Raw genomic sequence first — 21852 nt, 5'->3', positions numbered from 1 at the left:
CAGCAATTATATTGTGGCGTATTTCTTGTCCTCAGGAGCAAGGCTTGACAACAATCAACCAAGTCTTGACAACAATCATCGAAGAAACAGACTCCGGTCCTGTATCAGACCGGGTCTCCTCCCCCATACTCGATACGCTGCTTCTCCGTGTGGCGGGCAAGCGCAAGTCCAATCAATGTGTCCAGCAGATCCGTGTAGGAGACGCCGCTCTCCTTCCACATCAGAGGATACATGCTGTAGGGCGTAAAGCCCGGCATGGTATTGACCTCGTTGATGAAAAGCTTGCCGTCGCTTTTGCGCAGGAAGAAATCGGCGCGCGCAAGGCCTGAGCCGTCAATCGACAAGAAAGCGCGGATGGCCATTTCGCGGACGGCTTCCGCTGTTTCCGCCGGAATATTGGCCGGAATATGCATCATCGATTTGCCGTCGATATATTTGGCTTTATAATCATAAAATTCACTGGAAGACGTGATTTCGCCCACCACGGAAGCACGCGGCTCGTCATTGCCGAGCACACTGACCTCAATCTCCCGGGCGTCGACAAATTCCTCCACAATCACTTTGCGGTCAAACCGCAGCGCATAATTGATCGCCGTGATCAATTCCTCGCGGTTGCGGGCCTTGGAGATGCCTACGCTCGATCCCAGATTAGCCGGCTTGATGAAGCAGGGATAGCCCAGCGCAACCTCGATCTCCATAATAAAAAAACCGTGATCCTTCTCCCACTGGGTACGGTTAAAATACCGGTACACACACTGCGGCAGGCCGTCCTGGGCAAAAATTTTCTTCATCGTGATCTTGTCCATGCCGACTGCCGAAGCCAATACGCCCGCTCCCACATAGGGGATACCCGCCATTTCCAGAAGGCCCTGTATCGTACCGTCCTCTCCGAAGGTGCCGTGCAGCAAAGGAAAAACAACATCGAGAGCCGGACCAGCCTCAGCAGGAACAGTATCCAGGGCAGCGGCGGTTTCCGCCGACAACGCGTTGAAAACCGGCATAAGCGCGTCCGTTCCGGAGGCAGCTTGAGCGCCAACAAGCCGGAGCGGCTCCAGTTCATCAGGCGGCGCCAGAAGCGTCTGTCCTGCGCGCCACTTGCCTTCTTTTGTAATATAGAAAGGAATAATTTCGTAACGGCTGTAATCAAAAGCTTTCATGACTGCAAGCGCAGTCTGCAGCGATACCTCATGTTCGCCCGATCGGCCCCCGTAAACGAGTCCGACGCGCACTTTCTTCCCCATGGCTAATCCTCCGGTTACGAATAATTTCCCACATCAGGATATAATCATGCATCTGACATGCATCCTTACAGGAATAATGTTTAAAATTCATCGGCAATATGAAAAAAGCGATACTTGGTACGTTCGGTCCACGCATAAGAATCTTTGTAATCCCAATAGCGGTGGCGGCTTGGCACAGTGTTGGCATTGACAAGCGGCATGCCCGCCGCGTCGAAAGCGGTCACGATGGTGCTGTGCTGAAAGCGGTTGTCTCCGCTCCAATCATAAATAATGACATCGCCCAGATCCAGCTGATCGGCTGAATCCACGACCGTCGCCCGGAGGCCGCTTTGGCGGGAGCCCGACAGGAACAGCTGCAGCGCACCGGCAACGGCCCAGCTGTAGCTCCACATTTCGCGCCCTGCGCTTCTCTCCCGATACCACCAGCCCGAATCCCTTTTACCAGTATAGTTCATAGGCGCGTGGCCTGCAAAGAGGCATTGGGATACATAATTCGTACAATTGACATCGAAGGTTTCATAAGCCGGATTGCCTTCATTCCACCACCGATCCGCATAGGCAGCGGCCAAGTCCCGGCGGTAACGAATTCCAGCGCGGCCATGTTTGAAACGCGATAAAACATCATAATTTATAAAAGGTATGGATATCGGCTTATCTTCCATTTCAACTTGCTGCTCGGCAGACAGCTGTGAAGCGAAGGAATCGGACATACTATATCTGGGACGCCGTTCCATGACGAGCGGCTCCACACGGTTAATCCGGTAGCTCTCGCCGTCCAGCGACAGCCACAGGCGCTCACGCTCCCGCCTGTCCTCCGTATAGGTGCGGCCAAGCTGCTGCATCGTCCGCTTGATCTTCAGCTCGATCAGGGCCGTCGCCTCTGCCAGAGATTCCGATTCACTGATCCGCAGCAGCTCCGCGCTCGTCTCGCTGCGCAGAGGCAGAACGCCGCGCAGCAGCTCCTGCTCGCGAAGTCGTGAAAGCTTGCGCTGATAGCGGGACAGATGGTCCGCATCGGTCACGATACCTTCCGATTCCGGCGTAAAGCGGTCAATCTCGGCCTGGTTAACCAATTGAACATAATGGTGCACGCAAGCTTTCCACCCGCTTGGCTCCGGATCCTTGAGGCCGGTCGCCTCCTTCGCCCTGGCGGTCCCCCGGCTGCTGCGTACTGCGGGCCTGCTTGACGTTTGCACCCCTTTGCGTTTTCTAACTCCGGTCCGCGTTCTCGCTTGAGGCATCACTATTCCCTCCCTGCAGTTTTTGTGCCTGACAAAGTTGGTTCATTATATGAGACCAACGGCAAATTCATGTGAGGAAGAGAAAACAACCTGATGCAGAAAACGCTCAGCAGATCAATTCCGACTGATTGAGGGGACTGTAATTTCCAAATGGATATGAGGAAATGACGGGTTCCACCTGTTGGATGCAAAGTTAGTTTCTTCCTTTTTGAGATATAAGCAAAGTATAGGGCGAATTTATACTTTCTTATATTTACGAAAAACGTTATACTTAAGAAAAGCAGCGATTTTTGAAATCGTGTTTTACAGGGTGAAACAAGAAAACCATTTTCAAAATATCACATGGTTATCTTCATGCCATTTTTCTTTGATATTTTTGAGGGGGAAATTGCTGCACTCCACAAACAGCATCGAACCATTTATTTTTTACCCAATTGTACAAGGAGGCGTCAAACGTAAATGACATCAAAGAACGATTACTCTGTCCGCGAGTCGCTTGAAGTCGGAGGTAAACCTTATGTTTATTACCGCCTGCAGGGTCTTGAAGACCAAGGATTAGGCAATATTTCCAAACTGCCTTTCTCCATTAAAGTACTGCTGGAAGCAGCGGTTCGGCAGTTTGACGGCCACGCCATTACGTCTGAGCATGTCAAGCAACTGGCAAACTGGGCCGATGGCCGCGAGGACAAAGAGATTCCTTTCATTCCTGCCCGTATCGTACTCCAGGATTTCACCGGCGTACCGGTTGTCGTTGACCTTGCCGCCATGCGCGACACCGTCAAGAAATCAGGCGGCGATCCGAAGCAAATCAACCCGCTCGTGCCGGTCGATCTCGTTATCGACCACTCCGTTATGGTTGACGCATTCGGCAGTCCCGAGTCGCTTGAGTACAATATGAACATTGAGTTTGAGCGCAACGAAGAGCGTTACCGTTTCCTCCGCTGGGCGCAAACCGCTTTCGATAATTTCCGCGCCGTACCGCCGGGAACGGGTATCGTTCACCAGGTAAACCTGGAGTATCTGGCATCGGTTGCCGCAACCAAAACAAAAGACGGCGAAACCGTTGTCTACCCGGATTCATTGGTTGGAACGGATTCCCATACGACGATGATCAACGGACTTGGCGTTGTTGGCTGGGGCGTAGGCGGCATCGAGGCGGAAGCCGGCATGCTGGGTCAACCGCTTTATTTTGTAATGCCTGAGGTAATCGGCTTCCGCTTGACGGGCAGCCTGTCGGAAGGCGCTACAGCGACTGACCTGGCGCTGACCGTTACGCAGGTACTCCGCAAAAAAGGCGTTGTCGGCAAATTTGTTGAATTCTTCGGTCCCGGCCTCTCCAACATCGGACTGGAAGACCGTGCGACTGTTGCCAACATGGCTCCCGAATATGGCGCAACCATCGGCTTCTTCCCGGTAGACTCCGAAACGCTGCGCTTCCTGCGCAACACCGGACGTACAGAAGAGCAGATCGCGCTTGTCGAAGCTTACTATAAAGCACAAAACATGTTCCGCACCGACGATACGCCGGAGCCGGTTTTCTCCGATATCGTGGAGCTGGACTTGTCAACGATCGTACCGTCGCTTGCAGGTCCGAAGCGTCCTCAGGACCGCGTCGAGCTGACAGCGATGAAAGAAGAGTTCAATGGCATTATCCGCACTCCGATCGACAAGGGCGGCTATGGACTGTCAGACAACAAGATTGAAGAAATGATTGAAGTGAAGCATGCGAACGGTTCTGTCAGCAAAATGGGAACAGGCGCTGTCGTTATCGCCGCCATCACCAGCTGTACAAACACGTCCAATCCAAGCGTTATGATGGCTGCCGGACTTGTGGCCAAAAAAGCGGTTGAGCTTGGCCTTAAACGTCCTGCTTACGTCAAGACTTCTCTTACGCCGGGCTCGCTGGTCGTTACCGATTATCTGGAGAAGGCCAACCTGCTCAAGCCGCTTGAAAAGCTGGGCTTCTACGTTGCAGGCTACGGCTGCGCAACCTGTATCGGCAACTCCGGCCCGCTGCCTGATGAAGTAAGTTCGGCAATCACGGATAACGATATGACCGTAGCTGCCGTGCTTTCCGGTAACCGTAACTTTGAAGGCCGCGTTCATGCCCAGGTCAAAGCCAACTACCTGGCATCCCCGCCGCTTGTTGTGGCGTACGCGATTGCCGGTACCGTCAATATCGATCTGGCTAACGATCCAATCGGTTATGACGGCAAAAACCAGCCTGTATATCTCAAGGATATCTGGCCATCATCCAAAGAAATCTCCGACGCGATCGGTGTTGCGATGAGCCCTGAATCCTTCCGCGAGAAATATGCCAATGTCTTCACGCAAAACGAACGCTGGAATCAAATCGATGTGCCGCAGGGCGAGAGCTACGAGTGGGACGACAAGTCCACTTATATTCAAAACCCGCCGTTCTTCGAGAACCTGGGTCCCGATATCGATGATATCAGCGAGATCAAAGGCGCAAGTGTGCTTGCCCTGCTCAGCGACTCGGTAACGACCGACCACATCTCGCCAGCCGGCAACATTAAAGCCGACAGCCCTGCAGGCGAATACCTGATCAAGCATGGCGTCGACAAAATCGATTTCAACTCGTACGGCTCGCGCCGCGGCAACCATGAAGTTATGATGCGCGGTACGTTCGCCAACATCCGTATCCGCAACCAGGTTGCTCCAGGCACTGAGGGCGGCGTGACCACTTACCTGCCGACAGACGAAGTAATGTCGATCTATGACGCTTCGATGCTGTATCAGAAGAAAAATAAAAACCTGGTCGTTATCGCCGGTAAAGAGTATGGAACGGGCAGCTCGCGCGACTGGGCAGCCAAAGGCACCATGCTGCTTGGCGTAAAAGCCGTTATCGCCGAGAGCTTCGAGCGGATTCACCGTTCCAACCTCGTCGGAATGGGCGTACTGCCGCTGCAGTTCCAGGCAGGACATGGCTGGAGCACGCTTGGGATCACGGGCCGCGAGACCTTTGATATTATCGGTCTTAACAATGACGTGAAGCCCGGTCAGGAAGCTCATGTCGTCGTCACCCGCGAAGACGGCACCACATTCGAATTCCCGGCGATCGTTCGTCTGGATTCCATGGTGGACGTGGATTACTACCGCAACGGCGGTATTCTGCAAGCCGTTCTGCGCCAAATGATTGCCAATCAATAATATTGAGCCGGATATTGGCTGATGTGTAGACAGACGGTCCCCTCCTGTATGGAGCGGGACCGTTTTTTTGAAATATCGGCAAGCAAGCGGATCAAACACGGATCTAAAGTCAAAAAAACAGCGGGGCTGCTTCGACACATAGTCGGGCTGCAATGCTGTTTTACATAGCTAAACATTAACTGCATTCATAGCCCGCCAAGGCATTACTTCAGCATGGCTCCAATATGGTTGGCCGCTTCAATAATAGCTGAAGCCTGCTCGCGCATCTTCTCCGGCGTCAGCCGGTTCGCGGGGCCGGAGACGGACAAGGCGGCGACCAGCTTTCCCGCCCGGTTGAAGATCGGGGAAGAGACTGCCGCAGCGCCCTGTTCCCGCTCTTCAACACTTGTAGCGTAGCCCAGCCCTCTTATCTCCTCAATCTGCTTGCGGAATTGCGCCTTGTCGAAATAGGCAGGCCATGATTCGTCGTGGAGCAGCTCCTCCTGTTTTTGCGGCTCCTCGAAGGCAATAAGCACCTTGCTGGATGCTCCCACATAGAGTGGCAGACGGACGCCTACAGGAGCGACTCTGCGCACTGCCTGGCTGCTCTGAACGGCTTGTATGCGGATCCGCTCATTCCCGTCGCGCAAATAAAGGCTGATGGTCTCGCCAAGCATATCGCGCAGACGTTCCATCTCAGCCAGTCCAAGCACAGCCGGATCGTCCGTGCCGGACATATTGGCGGATAGCTCCCAGATGCGAAGCCCCAGCCTGTAGCGCTCGGAAGCGGGATCGCGAATGACAAATCCTTTGTCCTCCAGCGTCGCCAGCATCCGGTGGACCGTGCTTTTATGCAGGCCGACACTGTCCGCGATCTCCGTCATCGGCCATTCACTCTTGGCGGTAAAGCACAGCAATATATCGAGCGCGCGCTCAACAGCGCGAACGGTTGATTTTCCATCCTCGGACATGTGATCCCACCTTCTACATCAGTTTCATTCAATGAAACTAAGTTACAACCAGTATAACTCATGACCCGGCATTAGTAAAAGCGGATGGAGATAATTTCATTTCAGTTTACAGGTAGATTACAAGTTGATAACAATACGCGTATATCCATTGACAGGCCGTTGTCCCCACATCTATCATAGGAATATAGGACTATAAAGCGTTTTCATATTTTTCCATCCTAAGGGGGATTCCATCATGAGCACATCCGTCACTCCGATGCTGCCTGCAGGCTTTACGCCGCAAGGCTTTCTCCCTTCCCCCGGGCATTCTCTCAAGCCTCCCGGCAGGACGATCGGCAGGACGCGCCGCAGACATGCCGCGATTGCTGTCGTTTCCGCATTTATGGCGCTGCTGTTTGTCACGCTTATTGCTTTTCACGGCTATGTGGCCTGGATCGTCGCTCATCCTTATGTCGCACCTCTGACCTCTAATCCCAAAATCGCCAAAGGCCTTGATTATACAGATGCCGTCTTTCCCAGCAAAAGCGGCCGCACCACCGTTCATGGCTGGTATATCGCTGCTGACGCAGCCGCTTTGCTGCCGGCTAAAACAATCACCGCAGCAGCAGGCGGAGATGATCAAGCCGCGCTAGCTGCAGCCGCTCCAGCTGCCTCTGACCGGACCGTTGTATTCAGCCACGGTTACGGGGCCAATCGCGAAGAGACCTGGGTCCCGATGTATGATCTCGCCGCTCTGCTGCACCGTTTGCATTACAACGTCCTGATGTTCGATTACGGTTATGCTTCCGAAGCTGACCGGTCTCCGGCCACGGGCGGAGTCGAAGAAGCGCAGCAGCTGCTCGCAGCTGTCCAATATGCCCGCAGCCAGGGGGCAGAGCAGGTGGTCGTTTGGGGCTTCTCCATGGGAGCCGGTACCGCCCTTCAGGCAGCGCTGCAAACCGACGCATCCGATGATATCGACGCCCTGATACTCGACAGTCTGTTTCTGCCGAGTCCGGAATCCTTGTTCAACAATGTCAGGCAGTATCTGGATCTGCCGCGTTTTCCATCCCTGCCGCTTGTTCAGCTGATGCTGCCATTCTGGACGGGAACCAGCTTTAACCAGATCCCTGCCCAGCAGGTTATGCAAACCTCTTATACGATTCCGACCTTTATTATGCACGGCACCGACGACGTCAAAGCGCCGATTGCCACCGCCGAGCATATCGCATCCAGCCAGTTGAACCCGTTATCCAGGGAGTGGGTCGTCCAAGGGGGCAAGCATGAGCTGTTATTCCAGACACGTCCGAAAGAATATATTCAGCGTGCCGCCTTGTTCCTCAGCCAGGTGGATGCGGACTGGAAGAGCAATCAGCCGACCTTGACGGCGAGTGCGACATAGGAAGAGCCTGATCCGAATACATCTAGATTATGGATGCCATCGGATGTAAGAGGATAAAGAGCCGTCCGGATTGCCGGACGGCTCTTCCTTTATGCCGCAGAGCAGACCCATTCCTGCCGGAAGCGGTTGATGACCGCATCATGCGACACCACACCGCCTCTGGCTGCCACCGTCACGCGACAGCCACACCACACGCTGGCTGCCACCGTCACGCGACGCCACACCACACGGTGTTTGCCACCGTCACGCGACGCCACACCGTGCGCTGGCTGCCACCGTAATGCCGCTCACTGGATGCGCCAGGAGAGACAGGTTTTTGTGTGAAAAATAAGCGGCATTTTTGCTTTTAGCAATTCGTGAAGAATAGGGAGGCTGAAGTCTGTGCTGTTTGTTTATAGAGGCTATATGCCCTTGAGAGTGCTGGAGGAGATTCAGTTCTGGAAAACGCAGGAGAAGGAGCATACCGCCGTTATCCGGGAGATTATTCCTCACCTGGAACCGGCCTATGTCCAGCTGCTTCAGGCGTGGGAGCCCATATTTGCCCGTACGGAGCAAATGGCGGAGAAGCTGCTCATGGCCGCGCTGGCAAACCCCGAGGACATTCCGCTTGATCTGGTCAAGAGCAGTGAGGAATTGCTGAAGGTATCCGCCCTGCAGTCGCGGAAATTCGTCGCACAGCTGACCAAGATGCTGGAGGACAGCGCGGCAGCAGCTTCAAGCCCGTTCGCAGGGATCGTCATCCGCCATATTATCCGCGAGTCGGACTATTTTCTATGTGTTCTGGAGTCGCTGCTTCATCCCCGCGATGAGCAGATTGAGGAGCGGCAGCCCGGTCCATCCAGTAAGACGGCAGAGGATAACGGGATAGAAGAAATCGTCAAACTTCATGATTATGAAGAAAAGCAACTCGAGGAAGAGTTCGACGTCTCCGTGCCCACACAGCATTCGGGCGGGGATGGGGAGCCCGGGCAGGTGCATTTGCCTGAATTCGGCAGCCGCCGCGCGGCTTCATCTGTCCCTATCGGCGGCCATACGCTTCCCCCGCTTCCTTATGCGTATGATGCGCTGGAGCCGCATATCGATACGGCTACGATGCGGATTCATCACGATATCCATCACAAGAGCTATGTGGATGGACTTAATCAAGCGGAGAAGGAACTGGAGACAGCCAGGAAAACGAATAACTTTGACTTGGTTAAGCATTGGGAGCGGGAGCTCGCCTTCCATGGGGCGGGGCACTATCTTCATACTTTATTCTGGCCCGTCATGTCGCCCAGAGGAGGAGGGGAGCCTACCGGTACACTGGCTCAGCAAATCCAGAAGGACTTCGGCAGCCATGACGCCTTCAAGAGACAATTCAGCGCAGCAGCGGAGAAGGTTGAAGGCGGCGGATGGGCAATTCTGGTATGGAGTCCGCGCAGCCGGAGACTGGAAATTCTGACCGCAGAGAAGCATCAAAATTTATCCCAATGGGATGTCGTGCCCCTGCTGCCCCTCGATGTTTGGGAGCATGCCTATTATCTCAAGCATCAGAACAAGCGGCCGGATTATATCCGGAACTGGTGGGAGGTCGTCAATTGGCCCTACGTCAGCGGCCGTTTCTCCGAGGCCAGGAAACTGGTCTGGGAGCCGTACTAAGCATGCCAATGCAGTGGAGTTCCAAAAGCTGAAAAAAGATTGCCGGTTCCCTGTTTTGAATGAGAGGGAATGGCAATCTTTTCTCAAGAATCAAAAAGCTTTACTGCGTAGGGTACAATCAGCAGCCTCGTCCTATGACTGCTTCAGCAGCGACAGGAACTCCGAACGCAGTGCTGCGCTCGTACGGAATTCACCCCGCACGGCCGAGGTTACCGTATTGCTGCCGGTCTTCTTGACCCCGCGCGCGCACATGCACAGATGCTCGCCCTCCACGACCACCATAACGCCATGGGGCTGCAGAACTTCCTCCATGATGTTGGCGATCTGCGAGGTAATGCGCTCCTGCACCTGCAGGCGACGCGTGACGGCATCGACCAGCCGCGCCAGCTTGCTCAGACCGGCAATCTTCCCGCTCGGGATATAGCCGATATGGGCTTTTCCGAAGAACGGAGCCATATGATGCTCGCACTGGCTGTAATATACGATATCTTTTACAATTACCAGCTCTTCGTGCTGCTCATCGAAGGTGACCCCGAGCACTTCCCGCGGATCAACTTCGTAGCCTGCGAAAATTTCCTCGTACATGCGGGTTACGCGCGCAGGCGTTTCCAGCAGTCCCTCGCGGTCGATATCCTCACCGATGAGACTTAATATTTGCTTGATATGATATTCAATCTGTTCACGGTTATCCGAAACGACAGAATTGACGTAGTCTTTCTTGCCCGCCATCCTTGTTCGTCCCCCTTCTTCTGCAAGCGACGCGCTGATTATCGGCGTCCGCCGCCCGGACGTTGATTTTTCATCATGCTCTGTGCTTTTTGCAGCTGCGATTTGTTCATATTATAACCCATTTGCTTGGCCATCTTCTGCAGCATTTCTGGATCGTTCTGCATCTTCTCAAGCTGCTTGCGCAGATAGAAGACACCGATAAAAAATCCGCCAACCGCTCCCAAGAGGAGCGTTACAATCGGAATAATAATATTCCACATGCCCGTCTCTCACCCAACCTTTATCTGATCGTTATGAATGTACATATTGCAACCTATCATAGCATGTACGGGTGCCTACCGCAAACCCCGGATTCGACAATAAAATCAACCCATTACCTGCTCGATGAACACCGTGTTTTCCTTCGCCAAATCGATCTCCCGGCTGCCGATGGAATCGTCGCCCTCGCGCTCCAGCAGCCGCACAACCGGCCGACCCGGCAGTCCGCGATGCTGGCCGACCACTACCCCGGCTTCCCTGGTGGACAGCCGAACCGACACCCCGTTGGGATAGATCGAGACCACGCGCATGAACTGGACGACGACCGCATGGTCGAGCTCTTTTCCCGACATCGCCAGCAGCCGCTCGCAGGCTACGTGCGGAAGCATCCTTTTGCCGTTATCAAACTCCTGCAGCAGGTTGTCGTAGGCGTTGGCCACGGCAACAATCCGCGAATAGAGATGAATCTGCTCGCCGGCAAGGCCTCTTGGCTCTCCGCTGCCGTCGATATGCTCATGATGCTGCAGCGCAACATGGGCAATCAGCAGGCTGAACTCACGTCTGGCCTTGAGCAGCTGGAAGCCTCTCCATGTGTGATGCATGGCCATCTTCTTATTCTTCGCGGCTTCATCATCTGCGGGTTCAAACTCGAACTCGGACTCTTCGAGCGGTTTGCCAAGATCATGCAGCAGCGCGCCGATGGCGAGCTCCTTCTGCTGGATCTGGTTCAGATTCATATGAATGCCGAGCAGAGCGGAAATCATGCAGACATTCATCGCATGGACGAAGGCAGCATTATCACGCGTGCGGATATCATTGAGATGGATAAGCACGTCTTTGTTGCGAAGCACGTCCTCGAGCATATCCTCCACCGAGAGGCTGACCGAACGCGAGTTGAAATCCTTGCCTGAACGGATCGAATCCATCGTTTCCGACATGGTGCGGATCAGCGTCCGCTTGGTCTCCTCCGAGAGCAGCTCTTCCTCGATCTCAATATCCTGCAGCCTCGGATCCGTAATATATAAATTCGTAACCCCGATTCGTTTCAACGTGCTGATCATAAATACCGTAATCTGGACTCCTGCCGACAGCAGAATCGTTCCATTCGTCGCATAAATCGTCTTTCCCAGCAGATGGCCTGGCTCAACGGATTCCATATCAATGTATCTCATGAGGCTCCCCCGCCTTCCTTCTGCCGTTCAAGCGCAAGCAAGTAGGTTTTCGTATCCAGTCCGCCTCCATAGCCTACCAGGGCCCCGCCTGCCCCTATAATACGGTGACAGGGGACGATCAGCGGAACGGGATTGCGATTGTTGGCCCCGCCGACTGCCCGGACCGCATTCGGCTGTCCAATGGCTTCCGCGATATGCTTGTACGACCGGCTTTCCCCGTAAGGAACATCCAGCAGTGCCTGCCACACCTTCGTTTGAAAAGGAGTCCCCCGCATGTCCAGCTTGACGGTGAACGCTTCCAGTCCCCCTGCAAAATAACGCTCCAACTGCCCGGCAGCCTCGCTGATCATGATGTGCTCATTCGGCTTCACCTGCACCCACTACGCACCGCCCGTAAACCAGGTCCGCGTCCAATTGCGCAGCTTCTCTTCCCGCAGGGCAAAATCGCCGAATTCAATGCGGCACAGCCCGGCATCGGTTGCCAGCAGCACAAGCGGCCCTACAGGCGACTTCAATTCGGTCCAATAGATGGTCTCGCTCATCCTCTAAAGTCCCTCCTTATGTTTTGTTGCCGTTATGGATTTGCAGACTTTGGCCATGCCGGGTATGGCTTATGGCATGCCAGCTGCAATCAAAACATATATCGGTTGACAGCCGCTTTCTGTTTATATTTAAGCAAAATCGCGCAAATTCCAGCATGCTGCATGACCGCTGCCAGGATGACGGATTTCGAACCTCCCTTTGGCACGCCATGCTGTCACAAGCCCTTAGAAGCCCCTCTGAAGCCTCAAAACCATGAAAAGCATTATTTACGCTTGACCAATCCGTCATCCTCTCCAGGCGCTCCTGACGCTTCCTGGGCGGCATCCCGATTGCCGGGGCTGCCGGCCGCCAGTGCGGCGGATATGGCTTCCAGAACGGCCTCCTCCCGCTCAAGCTTCAATGCCTGCTCAAGCGCATCACGCGCCGCCGCGCCGCCAATTCGGCCCAGCGACCAGGCCGCAGTCGCCCGCAGCTCGAACCGCGGATCGCTTCGCAGCACATTCGCCAAGGGCTGCACCCCGCTCGGATCCTTGAAATTGCCCAGCGCGATTACCGCGTTGCGCTGGATCGGTTTTCTGCCGCGCCAGGCCGAGGACGTCTGGCTGTAAGCCTCCTTGAATTCGCGGTTGCCCATCGTCAGCAGCGGGACAAGCAGGGGCTTGGCCTTCTCAAGATCCGGCTGCAGCTCCGGCTGATGGGTCCAGTTTTTGCCCCTGTTTTTGGGACAAACCGTCTGGCAGGTATCGCAGCCATAGAGACGATTGCCGATCTTGCGCATGAGCTCGTCCGTGACAAGCCCCTTGGTCTGCGTCACAAATGAAATACACCGCTGTGCATTCAGCTGCCCGGGCGCCACCAGCGCGTCCGTCGGGCATGCATCCATGCAGGCGGTGCAGTCGCCGCAGCTCTCTGCAACGGGTTCATCCGGCGGAAGCGGCAAATTCGTGATCATTTCGCCCAGGTATACCCATGAGCCCCATTCCGGTGTAATAACAGAGCAGTTCTTGGCGCTCCAGCCGATGCCGGCACGCTCGGCGACCGCCCGATCCGAGAGCGCGCCGGTATCAACCATGCTCTCCGCCCGCAAGGAAGGCACGCGCTCCCGCAGCCAATCCTCAAGCTTGCGCATTCTGTCGCGCAGCACCTTATGATAATCCTCGCCCCAGGCGGAACGCGACATGATCCCGCGCCGCGCTCCCGGCTCGGATTTCGGGGGATTCTTCAGCTTCGACGGATAGGCCACCGCGATTGCAATAATCGACTGCGGATTCTCGAGCAGCAGCGAGGGCTGCGTTCTTTTGTCCAGATCCGGCTCCTCGAAGCCCGACTCGTAACCCAGCTCACGGTGGCGGATCAGCCGCTGCTTCAATTCAACGAAGGGATCCGCCGAGGCGATCCCGATTTTATCAATTCCAAGGCCGGCCGCCGCAGCTTTCAATTCATGCTTCAGCTTCTCCCAGGATGTCACATTGTCCACTGCGATAGCCTCCTTCCAGCTTGCACTATTTTCAAACAGCAGCTTCTTTACAGCGTATTCAGCTTGGTAATCGGCCACAGAATATAATCCGCCCGCCCGCGAATCATCGAAGCAGGCACGGTACCGAATGAGCGGCTGTCTCTGCTTGCACGCGCATGACGATTATCTCCCATGACAAAATAACGGTCATTCTCCACCACAAAGGGTCCATAATCGATATCCTCAATCGCCGTGTCCGTAAACCGCTCCACCACCAGCTCCCCGTTGCGGTACAGCTGACCTGAGCGAATTTCTATCTTATCTCCCGGCACTCCCACAATCCGCTTGACCAGAAACTCTTTCTTGTCCGCTCCCGCGGAAGGATCCTTCAAAATGATCACATCTCCCAGATGAGGAGATCCAAAGCGGTAGGAATACTTGTTCACGAACAGCCATTCCTTCTCGTAAAGCGTCGGTTCCATTGAATGACCTTCTACCGTGGACAGGTTGAACACAAAGAAATGAAACAGCAGTACGATCGCAACCGCGACGATCAGCGTACGGGCCCAATCCCATAATTCCTTGCCCCAGCTCGTATGTTCTCTGGAGGGTTTCTCCGGTTTGTCGGGCCTTCCTGACTGCGCCTTGTTCCTCGATGGGGAATGGGAGCGTTTGCGGGGACCGATAGAGCCAGGCTCTGTTTCTTGCATTGAATCCGAATAATTGTCCATACTGCTGCTACACCTCGCCCGTCTGTTTATTCCATGTCTCGAAATAAGCGGCGACTTGATTGTTGTTGAACGGTTCCTTCCCGGATTCCACCCGGGCCAGCAGACCATGAAGCCCCTCTTGTACTTTTCGGTCAACTTCCTTCGAATAATGATACATCGCCTTATGAAGTTCATATTCCTCGACATCCACAACATGAACTGATCCATCCTGCGCGACAATCACATCCAGGTCATAATCAATATAGGTCAGCACATCATCCTGAAAATAAGGCGGCGAGGCCACATTGCAATAATAACGAATCCCCTCGTTCTCCAAGAGAGCAACAATATTATACCACTGTCCGGGGATAAAGAACGAAACAGCCGGCACGCGGCTCGTCCACATCCCGCCATCCGCCTCCTGAATAGGCGTCTGCCGGTTAATCAGAATATACATGGATTCTGCTGCATGTTCAGGTGCCGTCAGCTGATCCGGAAGCAGGGAATTTTCCAGCCACATCCGATGCAGCCGGCCGTTATGCTTGAAGCTTTTGATCACACTTGGGCGATAATTGTCCATATGCGAACTCTCCCGTGGAAGTCTGAATGAATCGCTGCCTGAATCTGCTTAATAAGTTAAGAAAAGCATATCTCGCCGCCAAAATCAATGACGTTCGAGATATGCTTGTCCATGATGACAATGTATTCAAATAGGGCGTAAGAGTTATCCTGCGACGATGCTAAGCTTCTGAAACGACCGGAAGAAATCCGATGCCGCATAGCCCAGCGACTCATAAAGCGACAAAATCGGCTCGTTATGCTCGTCCGCCGATATCAAGATCTTAGTTACATTCTTCTTCTCAAAACGCAGCTGAAGCCCGCGAATCAACGACTTGCCAATACCTTGACGCTGGTAATCCGGATGAACGGCGATACGGTAGTAATAACCCTTATTATTATCGATTGTGCCAATTACGATACCCGCAACAACATCGTTCACCAAAGCTACAAGCACTAGCTCGCTGTCCCACGACAGCTGCCGGCCAAAAGCCTCCATGGTCAATTCGTAGCATTCTGCCGATAAAACCGTTTCGAGCAATTGGGTGACAGGTCGATAGTCTGACAATTGGAAAGTACGAACGTCCATAACTAAAACCCCTCTATACGCAGTATAAAAAAATTTAGGTAAAGTTAATAATACGACAAAATCATGCGAATTCCTTCTAAAAAGTTAAAAAAACCTTAAAAAGTTCATAAAATCTTTGTTTTTCTCATGTAAGCGCTTTATAGTAAGCGTTTTTATCAAAAAGAAGCAAGTTTCACCCTTTTTTGATGTCGAAGATTATTTTGATCATTGTACTATATATATTTTGATGTTGCTGCCCAAAGGGTCTTGGACACAAGCAAAAAGCTCCAGATTGTATCCAGAGCCTGTCGATTATTGAAGGATTAGAGCTTTACCTAACGCTTGCCTCTGATTACACGGACATCCCTTTGCCCTTGACTCCGCCTTCGGCGTTCAGCTTGTTCCATATTTTGCGGTGCATGCTGAATTTGACACAAAGTCCGTTTGGCAGGCTGCGGTAACGCTTGCCCAGCTGGTAGCCCATGAGCTTGGCTGCCGATTCAGCGAACAAGCGCGGCATCCAGTGCCATTTGCGCTGCCGGTGCAGCTCGCTCAGCTGTGTGCGTACGAGACGCGAGCCCTCTTTGCCCACGGCCGAGTACTGGAAGACCCAGTCGTTATTGCGCATGGATACGCCATTGTCGAAGAAACGCCTGAACTGCTGAATGAGCGTATAATCATGGGAATGCACGACCCGGGCCTCAGCTGCGTAAGCAACCGTGTAACCCTGGAGAATGCATTTTGCCGCGAAGAAAAGATCCTCGTTAAAAATAACCGGCTCCGGAAATCGGCCAACCTCCATGAATACGTCCTTGCGGATGGCTGCGCACACATTGGAGCAGAAGAATGTCTTGATTCCCAAGCGGGGGATATCCGTCTTATCCTTGGTGGAAGACTGCTCCGGATAATTAAATCCGCGGGACAGCCGTTCCAGCACATTCGCCTCCGGCCTTGCTAGCTGCCTTGCATAGACACAGGATATCTTCTCGTCCTGAAACGGTCTCACAAGCTCCTGCAGCAAGTATTCATTATCCGGAAGCGCGTCCTGTGTCATGAACACATATATATCGCCTGCCGCCAGACTCACTGCGTAGTTTCGGGTTCCTCCATGGTCGAATTCGCTTTGGAGGATGGTAAATACACGAGCCCCTGCCCGCCTCGCTCTCTCAGCCGTCCCGTCAGACGACGAGGAATCAACCACGATAATTTCATGGGGTTTGAGCGTCTGGCTCTGCAGCAGGCCAAGGAGCCCGTCAAAAGCGGGTCCGGCGTTGTAGGTTGGAATAATAACGGACACACGGGGTCCGCCTGATGTCATCACTGCTCTGTCAGTATGCATTTTTATTAACAAGACCTTTCGTTATCGTCTTCACGATGATTTTGAGGTCGAAGAAAAAGGTCCAGTTCTCGATGTAGAACAGATCATGCATAATACGGTCCTGAATGGATGTATCGCCGCGCAAACCGTTGGTTTGCGCCCAGCCGGTAATGCCGGGACGAATATGGTGCTTCACCATATATTTCGGAATTTCCTCTTTGAACTGCTCCACGAAGAAAGGGCGTTCCGGCCTTGGACCGACGACACTCATATGTCCGACAAGCACATTGAAGAACTGCGGAAGCTCGTCCAGACTCGTTCTGCGGATAAAGCTGCCGAAGCGTGTCCGGCGCGGATCATTTTCCACCGTCCACTGCGTATCCGAGGTGCCGGGGTCCGAGATATGCATGGAGCGGAACTTGTACATATTGAATGTGCGCCGATCCAGCCCCATCCGCTCCTGCTTGAACAGGACAGGCCCGGGTGATGTCAGTTTAATGCCGATATATACCATGAGCATGATCGGTGAGACGATTGTGATGGCAAACAGGGAAAACACAATATCGAACGCCCGCTTCAGAAGCCGGTTGCTCAGCTCATCCAGCGGAATGTCGCGAACATTAATGAGCGGGATACCCGCAAAATTGTCGAAGAAGGGACGCGCCGGGAGCATATCGAAGAAATCGGGAATAATGAGCGTCTTGACGCCCGTTTTCTCGCATTGATCGATAATCGTCGCATATTTCTTATGGGCCTTGAGCGGCAGCGCAATGATGACCTCATCGATCATAAACTTATTCAGCATTTCATCCAGCTGGTCTGTAGTTCCGATAATGGGCTTCAGCCCGTTGTGCTCGGCTGCATGCTCAGTCTGGAAATCATCCAGGAAGCCGATCGCCTCATAGCCGAGCTCAGGATGCTGCTTCAAGCTGTCGTAGAAGCTGCGCCCCACCGAGCCTGCGCCGAGAATGAGCACATAACGTCTGTTGAACCCTTTGCGGCGGAGACGGGTCAGAATGCTCTTCACGGCATAGCGGTAAATGATCATGCCCATAATATTGGCAGCGATGAAGATGGCCAGAAACTCACGCGATATATGAACTTCTTTGGCAATAAACAGCAAGCTGAGCAGGCCAAGGAAGCTTAAGCCATGTACCTGGAAGATTTTGAGAATGTCGTAGGAGAAGCTCTTGCGGCGCCGCGGCGCGTAGAAACGCACATAAAAGCCAACAAGAATGGCGGCGAATGAATAGATGGTGCCCCAGAGGAGATAGCTTTTGAGTGGGAGATTATTATAATGCGACAGGAGCCCGCTGTTGAACTTCAGCCAGTATGCGGCCAAGAACATAATCAGCGTGCACAAGAGATCCGCGAGTACATATATTTGAGTCAGAAATCGTTGGTTCTGTCGGATCATAAGTCTCTCAGTCCTTACTATCTAGTATTCGAATGACGAATCTACCAGTATTGTATCAAAAAAACGAGAGGGAACCAACCTTGAAATTTGTTAGGTTTTACCTTTTCTTTCAGCAATTCGGCGCCAGAGAGCGCTCCGCTGCCTGAGCAGCTCCGGCATGCGGCGGAGAATTGTCGCCCAGCACCGCAATAAGCCCTGCTCCAACAGTAATATATACCCGACTTGAACGAATTCAAGACCGATTAATCGGGGAATCGACAGAAACATTTTCCAGCCCGCAGGTTCATTCTTAATGATGGTAAATATCCGGTTCTGATACGAATGGCGTCTGAGAAACAGCGGGATCTGCTTGCGGCTGCGGCGTCCCTCATACTTCCAGCCCCGCTCATGAAGCGCTTTGGCCTCCGCCAGATAATACGACTTCCAGCCCAGCAGTTGGGCCCGCCATGCCACGTCAACGTCTTCCTTGTAAGCAAAATAGGACTCGTCATAGAACTGCCCGTCCATGCTGATATCCTCCACCATCCGACGCCGGTAAACCGAAGCCGCACCGGATACCCCAAAAATATAACGGGACTCCTCCCACTGCGCAGCCGGTTCCCCGCCGCCGAGATCCCAGGCTCTGCGCGTGCCGCCCATGTCGAGACCGGCGCTGTCCATGACGTCCGGACGGGCCGCCAGCACCAGCTGGCCTGTAACGCTGCCAACCTCAGGGTGCTGCTCCATAAATTCCACAATGCAGGCTATGTAGTCCGTTCCGAGCTCCACGTCAGGATTCAGCACAAGCACATAATCGGAATCCGTCTGCCTGATGGCCTGATTCTGGCCGGCAGCGAATCCGACATTATCACGGTTGGCGACAAGCCTGACTGTCGATTCATGGAAACCGCGAACAATGTCGCAGGTATTGTCGGTTGAGGCATTATCAACCACGACAATTCCTGCGACCGGATGCGACTGCTGCAGGACAGCTTGAATGCATCGCTGGATATCGGAAGCACTGTTATAGGTTACGATGCATACACTGGCAGTCGCCGCAGCTGGGCTCATTACTGATCATCCTTTAGAAAATGAATTAACGCCTCCCGCCAAGGCCGCAGGTCAGTCAGACCGTTCACCCGAATGGATGAATGGTCCATCACAGAGAAGGCAGGTCTGGGTGCGGGACGCGGGAAATCTTCTGTCGTGCAGGGCTCAAGCTTGATGGCGGAGCCGCTCTCCTCGAAGATCGCCGCAGCGAAATCGAACCAGGAGCAGACGCCTGTATTGGAGGCATGATAAATGCCGTAGCATTCCGTCCGGACAAGCTCCAGCAGAAAATGTGCCAGATCGAGCGTATACGTAGGCGAGCCGATCTGGTCGTGCACCACCTTCAGCTGGTCCTTCTCACTGCCAAGCTTCAGCATCGTTTTCACAAAATTATTGCCGTATTTGCCGTACACCCATGAGGTACGGACGATAAAATAGCGGTCATGCAAAGACGTGACCGCCTGCTCGCCGGCAAGCTTCGACTTGCCGTAAACCGTACGAGGGTTCGTGTTGTCGATTTCATTGTAAGGAATCGTGCTTGTGCCGTCAAACACATAGTCGGTGCTGATGTAGCACAGCTTGGCTCCGATTTCTCTGGATGCAATGGCCAAATTCCGCGTTCCGGCCGCATTCACGCGAAAGGCCTCGTCCGGTTCGGACTCGGCCTTGTCAACGGCAGTATAAGCGGCGCAGTGGATAACAGCATCCGGTTGGAATTGGGCCAGCACCTCCCGGCACTGCGCAAGGCTCGTGATGTCAAGCACATCACGGCCATAGCCTTGAATGGTGAAGCCTTCTGCAGAGAGATGAACGAGCTCTGCGCCCAATTGACCATTAGCGCCGGTGACAAGAATCTTCAGGTTCGGCGCTGTTGTCATGACTTTGTCCCCAGGCGGTCGCCGTACTGCGTTTTGAAATAATCCTGGTAGGCACCGGAGAGAATTTGCTCCATCCAGTCGCTGTGATCCAAATACCAGCGAACTGTTTCCTTGATGCCGTTCTCGTAGTCGTATTTCGGCTTCCAGCCCAGCTCATTGCGGATTTTGTCGGCATCGATCGCATAACGCCGGTCGTGGCCAAGGCGGTCCGTAACATAAGTGATAAGCGATTCCGGCTTGCCCAGCTCGGCCAGAATCGTTCTGACCACCTGCAGATTATTGCGCTCATTATTGCCGCCGACATTATAGACCTCTCCTGGACGTCCATTATGCAGCACCAGGTCAATCGCGCTGCAGTGGTCCTCCACATACAGCCAGTCACGGACATTCAGACCATCGCCGTACACGGGGAGCGGTTTGTCATTGAGAGCATTCTGAATCATCAGCGGAATAAGCTTCTCCGGGAATTGATACGGCCCGTAATTGTTAGAGCAGCGCGTAATATTGACATTCATGCCGAATGTTTCGTGATAAGCGCGAACAAGAAGATCCGCGCCTGCTTTGCTGGCAGAGTATGGGCTGTTCGCAGCTAGAGGCGTCTCCTCCGTGAAGAGACCTGTGTCGCCTAGTGTGCCGTACACCTCATCGGTGGACACCTGAACAAACTTGGTGATGTTATACTTCTTCGCCAGATCGAGCAAGGTCTGGGTTCCCATAATATTCGTGCGGACGAAAATCTCGGGTTCCAAAATACTGCGGTCCACATGAGATTCCGCGGCAAAATTCACGACAACATCAAGCCCCTCTGCAAACAGGGGCTCCAGCGCTGCGCGATCCGCGATATCCGCTTTGACGAAGCGGTAGTTCGGGTGCTGCTCGACCGAACGAAGATTTTCCAGGTTACCCGCATAAGTCAGGGTATCAACATTAATGATCGTATAGCCGGGATAATTCTTGGCCATATAAAGCACAAAGTTGCTTCCAATAAAGCCGGCACCGCCGGTGATTAACAGTTTCATGACGTTATAACTCACCCTTCATAAACAAAATTCATCTCGGCATCAGCCAGCAACGGATGCTTCGTATCTTTCTCGGATAAGATCGGTGTTGATGTCGGCCAATCGATTCCAAGTGCCGGATCATTCCATGCGATGCCGCGGTCATGCTCGGGAGAATACAAAGCATCCACCTTATACTGTACTTCACTATTGGGAACAATCGTGCAAAATCCATGAGCGAAGCCTTGAGGAACAAGGAGCTGGCGTTTATTAGCTGCGCTGAGGATAAATCCCTGCCACTGCCCAAAGGTTGGTGAATTCTTGCGAATATCTACGATAACATCATAGATGGCGCCAGCAGTTACGCGTACAAGCTTGGTTTGGGCTTTTGGATTGAGCTGATAGTGAAGTCCCCGCAGCACGCCTGTCTCAACGGATAGTGAGTGGTTGTCTTGCACGAAAGCATGCAATATACCGTTGGAATGGAAAGTGGCTTCATTGTAGCTTTCCGTGAAAAAGCCCCGGTGATCACCGAAAACTGCCGGATCAATCAGCTTCACACCAGGTAGCTTGGTTTCTATGATTTTCATTTGAGT

The 21852-nt window shown here is 53.4% G+C and carries 21 protein-coding genes; 3 read left to right on the top strand and 18 right to left on the bottom strand.

The window, feature by feature from the left end; all coding sequences use genetic code 11:
- Nucleotides 1–104: 104 nt before the first annotated feature.
- Nucleotides 105–1241, bottom strand: a complete 1137-nt coding sequence (locus tag AC0YNV_RS21530) for a D-alanine--D-alanine ligase (RefSeq protein WP_475769847.1) — start codon at nucleotides 1239–1241, stop codon at nucleotides 105–107.
- Nucleotides 1242–1321: 80 nt separating this feature from the next.
- Complete coding sequence (locus AC0YNV_RS21525; protein ID WP_475769846.1) at nucleotides 1322–2482, bottom strand: amidase domain-containing protein; 1161 nt, start codon at nucleotides 2480–2482, stop codon at nucleotides 1322–1324.
- Nucleotides 2483–2941: 459 nt separating this feature from the next.
- Between AC0YNV_RS21525 and acnA the strand changes: the two genes are divergently transcribed.
- On the top strand, nucleotides 2942–5653 hold the full coding sequence (acnA, locus tag AC0YNV_RS21520; RefSeq protein ID WP_475769845.1) for an aconitate hydratase AcnA: 2712 nt from the start codon (nucleotides 2942–2944) through the stop codon (nucleotides 5651–5653).
- 203 nt (nucleotides 5654–5856) lie between these two features.
- On the opposite strand, the gene AC0YNV_RS21515 is transcribed toward acnA, so the two are convergent.
- Nucleotides 5857–6603 carry an IclR family transcriptional regulator gene (locus AC0YNV_RS21515; RefSeq protein ID WP_475769844.1) on the bottom strand — a complete coding sequence of 249 codons (747 nt, stop codon included), beginning with the start codon at nucleotides 6601–6603 and terminating at the stop codon, nucleotides 5857–5859.
- A gap of 235 nt (nucleotides 6604–6838) precedes the next feature.
- On the opposite strand from AC0YNV_RS21515, the gene AC0YNV_RS21510 reads away from it, so the two are divergent.
- Nucleotides 6839–7984 carry an alpha/beta hydrolase gene (locus tag AC0YNV_RS21510; protein ID WP_475769843.1) on the top strand — a complete coding sequence of 382 codons (1146 nt, stop codon included), beginning with the start codon at nucleotides 6839–6841 and terminating at the stop codon, nucleotides 7982–7984.
- 381 nt (nucleotides 7985–8365) lie between these two features.
- Nucleotides 8366–9622: a Fe-Mn family superoxide dismutase gene (locus AC0YNV_RS21505; protein WP_475769842.1), complete on the top strand. Its 1257-nt coding sequence runs from the start codon at nucleotides 8366–8368 to the stop codon at nucleotides 9620–9622.
- A 132-nt stretch (nucleotides 9623–9754) separates the two neighbouring features.
- On the opposite strand, the gene folE is transcribed toward AC0YNV_RS21505, so the two are convergent.
- The 15 genes from folE to rfbC all read right to left on the bottom strand — a co-directional run bounded on the left by folE (nucleotide 9755) and on the right by rfbC (nucleotide 21846).
- A complete protein-coding gene (gene folE, locus AC0YNV_RS21500; RefSeq protein WP_475769841.1) occupies nucleotides 9755–10351 on the bottom strand; it encodes a GTP cyclohydrolase I FolE in 597 nt (198 codons plus the stop codon).
- 38 nt (nucleotides 10352–10389) lie between these two features.
- Nucleotides 10390–10611 (bottom strand): YneF family protein, encoded by a 222-nt coding sequence (locus tag AC0YNV_RS21495; protein ID WP_210042675.1) that lies wholly within the window; start codon nucleotides 10609–10611, stop codon nucleotides 10390–10392.
- Nucleotides 10612–10716: 105 nt separating this feature from the next.
- A complete protein-coding gene (locus AC0YNV_RS21490; protein ID WP_475769840.1) occupies nucleotides 10717–11781 on the bottom strand; it encodes an HD-GYP domain-containing protein in 1065 nt (354 codons plus the stop codon).
- On the bottom strand, nucleotides 11778–12158 hold the full coding sequence (locus AC0YNV_RS21485) for a methylated-DNA--[protein]-cysteine S-methyltransferase (RefSeq protein ID WP_475769839.1): 381 nt from the start codon (nucleotides 12156–12158) through the stop codon (nucleotides 11778–11780). Before AC0YNV_RS21485 ends, AC0YNV_RS21490 begins: the two co-directional genes overlap by 4 nt.
- Before the next feature lie 3 nt (nucleotides 12159–12161).
- The gene (locus tag AC0YNV_RS21480; RefSeq protein ID WP_475769838.1) at nucleotides 12162–12323 is read right to left on the bottom strand and encodes a hypothetical protein; all 162 of its coding nucleotides are present in this window, start codon (nucleotides 12321–12323) and stop codon (nucleotides 12162–12164) included.
- Between the two features lie 263 nt (nucleotides 12324–12586).
- On the bottom strand, nucleotides 12587–13801 hold the full coding sequence (queG, locus tag AC0YNV_RS21475) for a tRNA epoxyqueuosine(34) reductase QueG (RefSeq protein ID WP_475769837.1): 1215 nt from the start codon (nucleotides 13799–13801) through the stop codon (nucleotides 12587–12589).
- 47 nt (nucleotides 13802–13848) lie between these two features.
- The gene (lepB, locus tag AC0YNV_RS21470) at nucleotides 13849–14511 is read right to left on the bottom strand and encodes a signal peptidase I (RefSeq protein WP_475769836.1); all 663 of its coding nucleotides are present in this window, start codon (nucleotides 14509–14511) and stop codon (nucleotides 13849–13851) included.
- Nucleotides 14512–14518: 7 nt separating this feature from the next.
- Nucleotides 14519–15070 (bottom strand): DUF402 domain-containing protein, encoded by a 552-nt coding sequence (locus AC0YNV_RS21465; RefSeq protein WP_475769835.1) that lies wholly within the window; start codon nucleotides 15068–15070, stop codon nucleotides 14519–14521.
- A gap of 144 nt (nucleotides 15071–15214) precedes the next feature.
- Complete coding sequence (locus AC0YNV_RS21460; protein WP_475769834.1) at nucleotides 15215–15637, bottom strand: GNAT family N-acetyltransferase; 423 nt, start codon at nucleotides 15635–15637, stop codon at nucleotides 15215–15217.
- A 331-nt stretch (nucleotides 15638–15968) separates the two neighbouring features.
- Nucleotides 15969–16913, bottom strand: coding sequence for a glycosyltransferase family 2 protein (locus AC0YNV_RS21455; protein WP_475769833.1), 945 nt, complete (start codon nucleotides 16911–16913; stop codon nucleotides 15969–15971).
- Between the two features lie 31 nt (nucleotides 16914–16944).
- Entirely contained in the window at nucleotides 16945–18351 is a 1407-nt protein-coding gene (locus AC0YNV_RS21450; protein ID WP_475769832.1) for an undecaprenyl-phosphate glucose phosphotransferase, read from the bottom strand.
- A 90-nt stretch (nucleotides 18352–18441) separates the two neighbouring features.
- Nucleotides 18442–19401 (bottom strand): glycosyltransferase family 2 protein, encoded by a 960-nt coding sequence (locus tag AC0YNV_RS21445; protein WP_475769831.1) that lies wholly within the window; start codon nucleotides 19399–19401, stop codon nucleotides 18442–18444.
- Nucleotides 19401–20240, bottom strand: coding sequence for a dTDP-4-dehydrorhamnose reductase (rfbD, locus tag AC0YNV_RS21440; RefSeq protein ID WP_475770043.1), 840 nt, complete (start codon nucleotides 20238–20240; stop codon nucleotides 19401–19403). The genes AC0YNV_RS21445 and rfbD overlap by 1 nt, the downstream gene beginning before the upstream one ends.
- 14 nt (nucleotides 20241–20254) lie before the next feature.
- On the bottom strand, nucleotides 20255–21277 hold the full coding sequence (gene rfbB, locus AC0YNV_RS21435; protein ID WP_475769830.1) for a dTDP-glucose 4,6-dehydratase: 1023 nt from the start codon (nucleotides 21275–21277) through the stop codon (nucleotides 20255–20257).
- A gap of 11 nt (nucleotides 21278–21288) precedes the next feature.
- Nucleotides 21289–21846 (bottom strand): dTDP-4-dehydrorhamnose 3,5-epimerase, encoded by a 558-nt coding sequence (gene rfbC, locus AC0YNV_RS21430; protein ID WP_475769829.1) that lies wholly within the window; start codon nucleotides 21844–21846, stop codon nucleotides 21289–21291.
- Nucleotides 21847–21852 lie beyond the last annotated feature (6 nt).

Source organism: Paenibacillus sp. JT31N11, from assembly GCF_056269285.1.
Note: the sequence above shows the minus strand (reverse complement) of the source record. Positions and strands in the feature narration are given on the sequence as shown.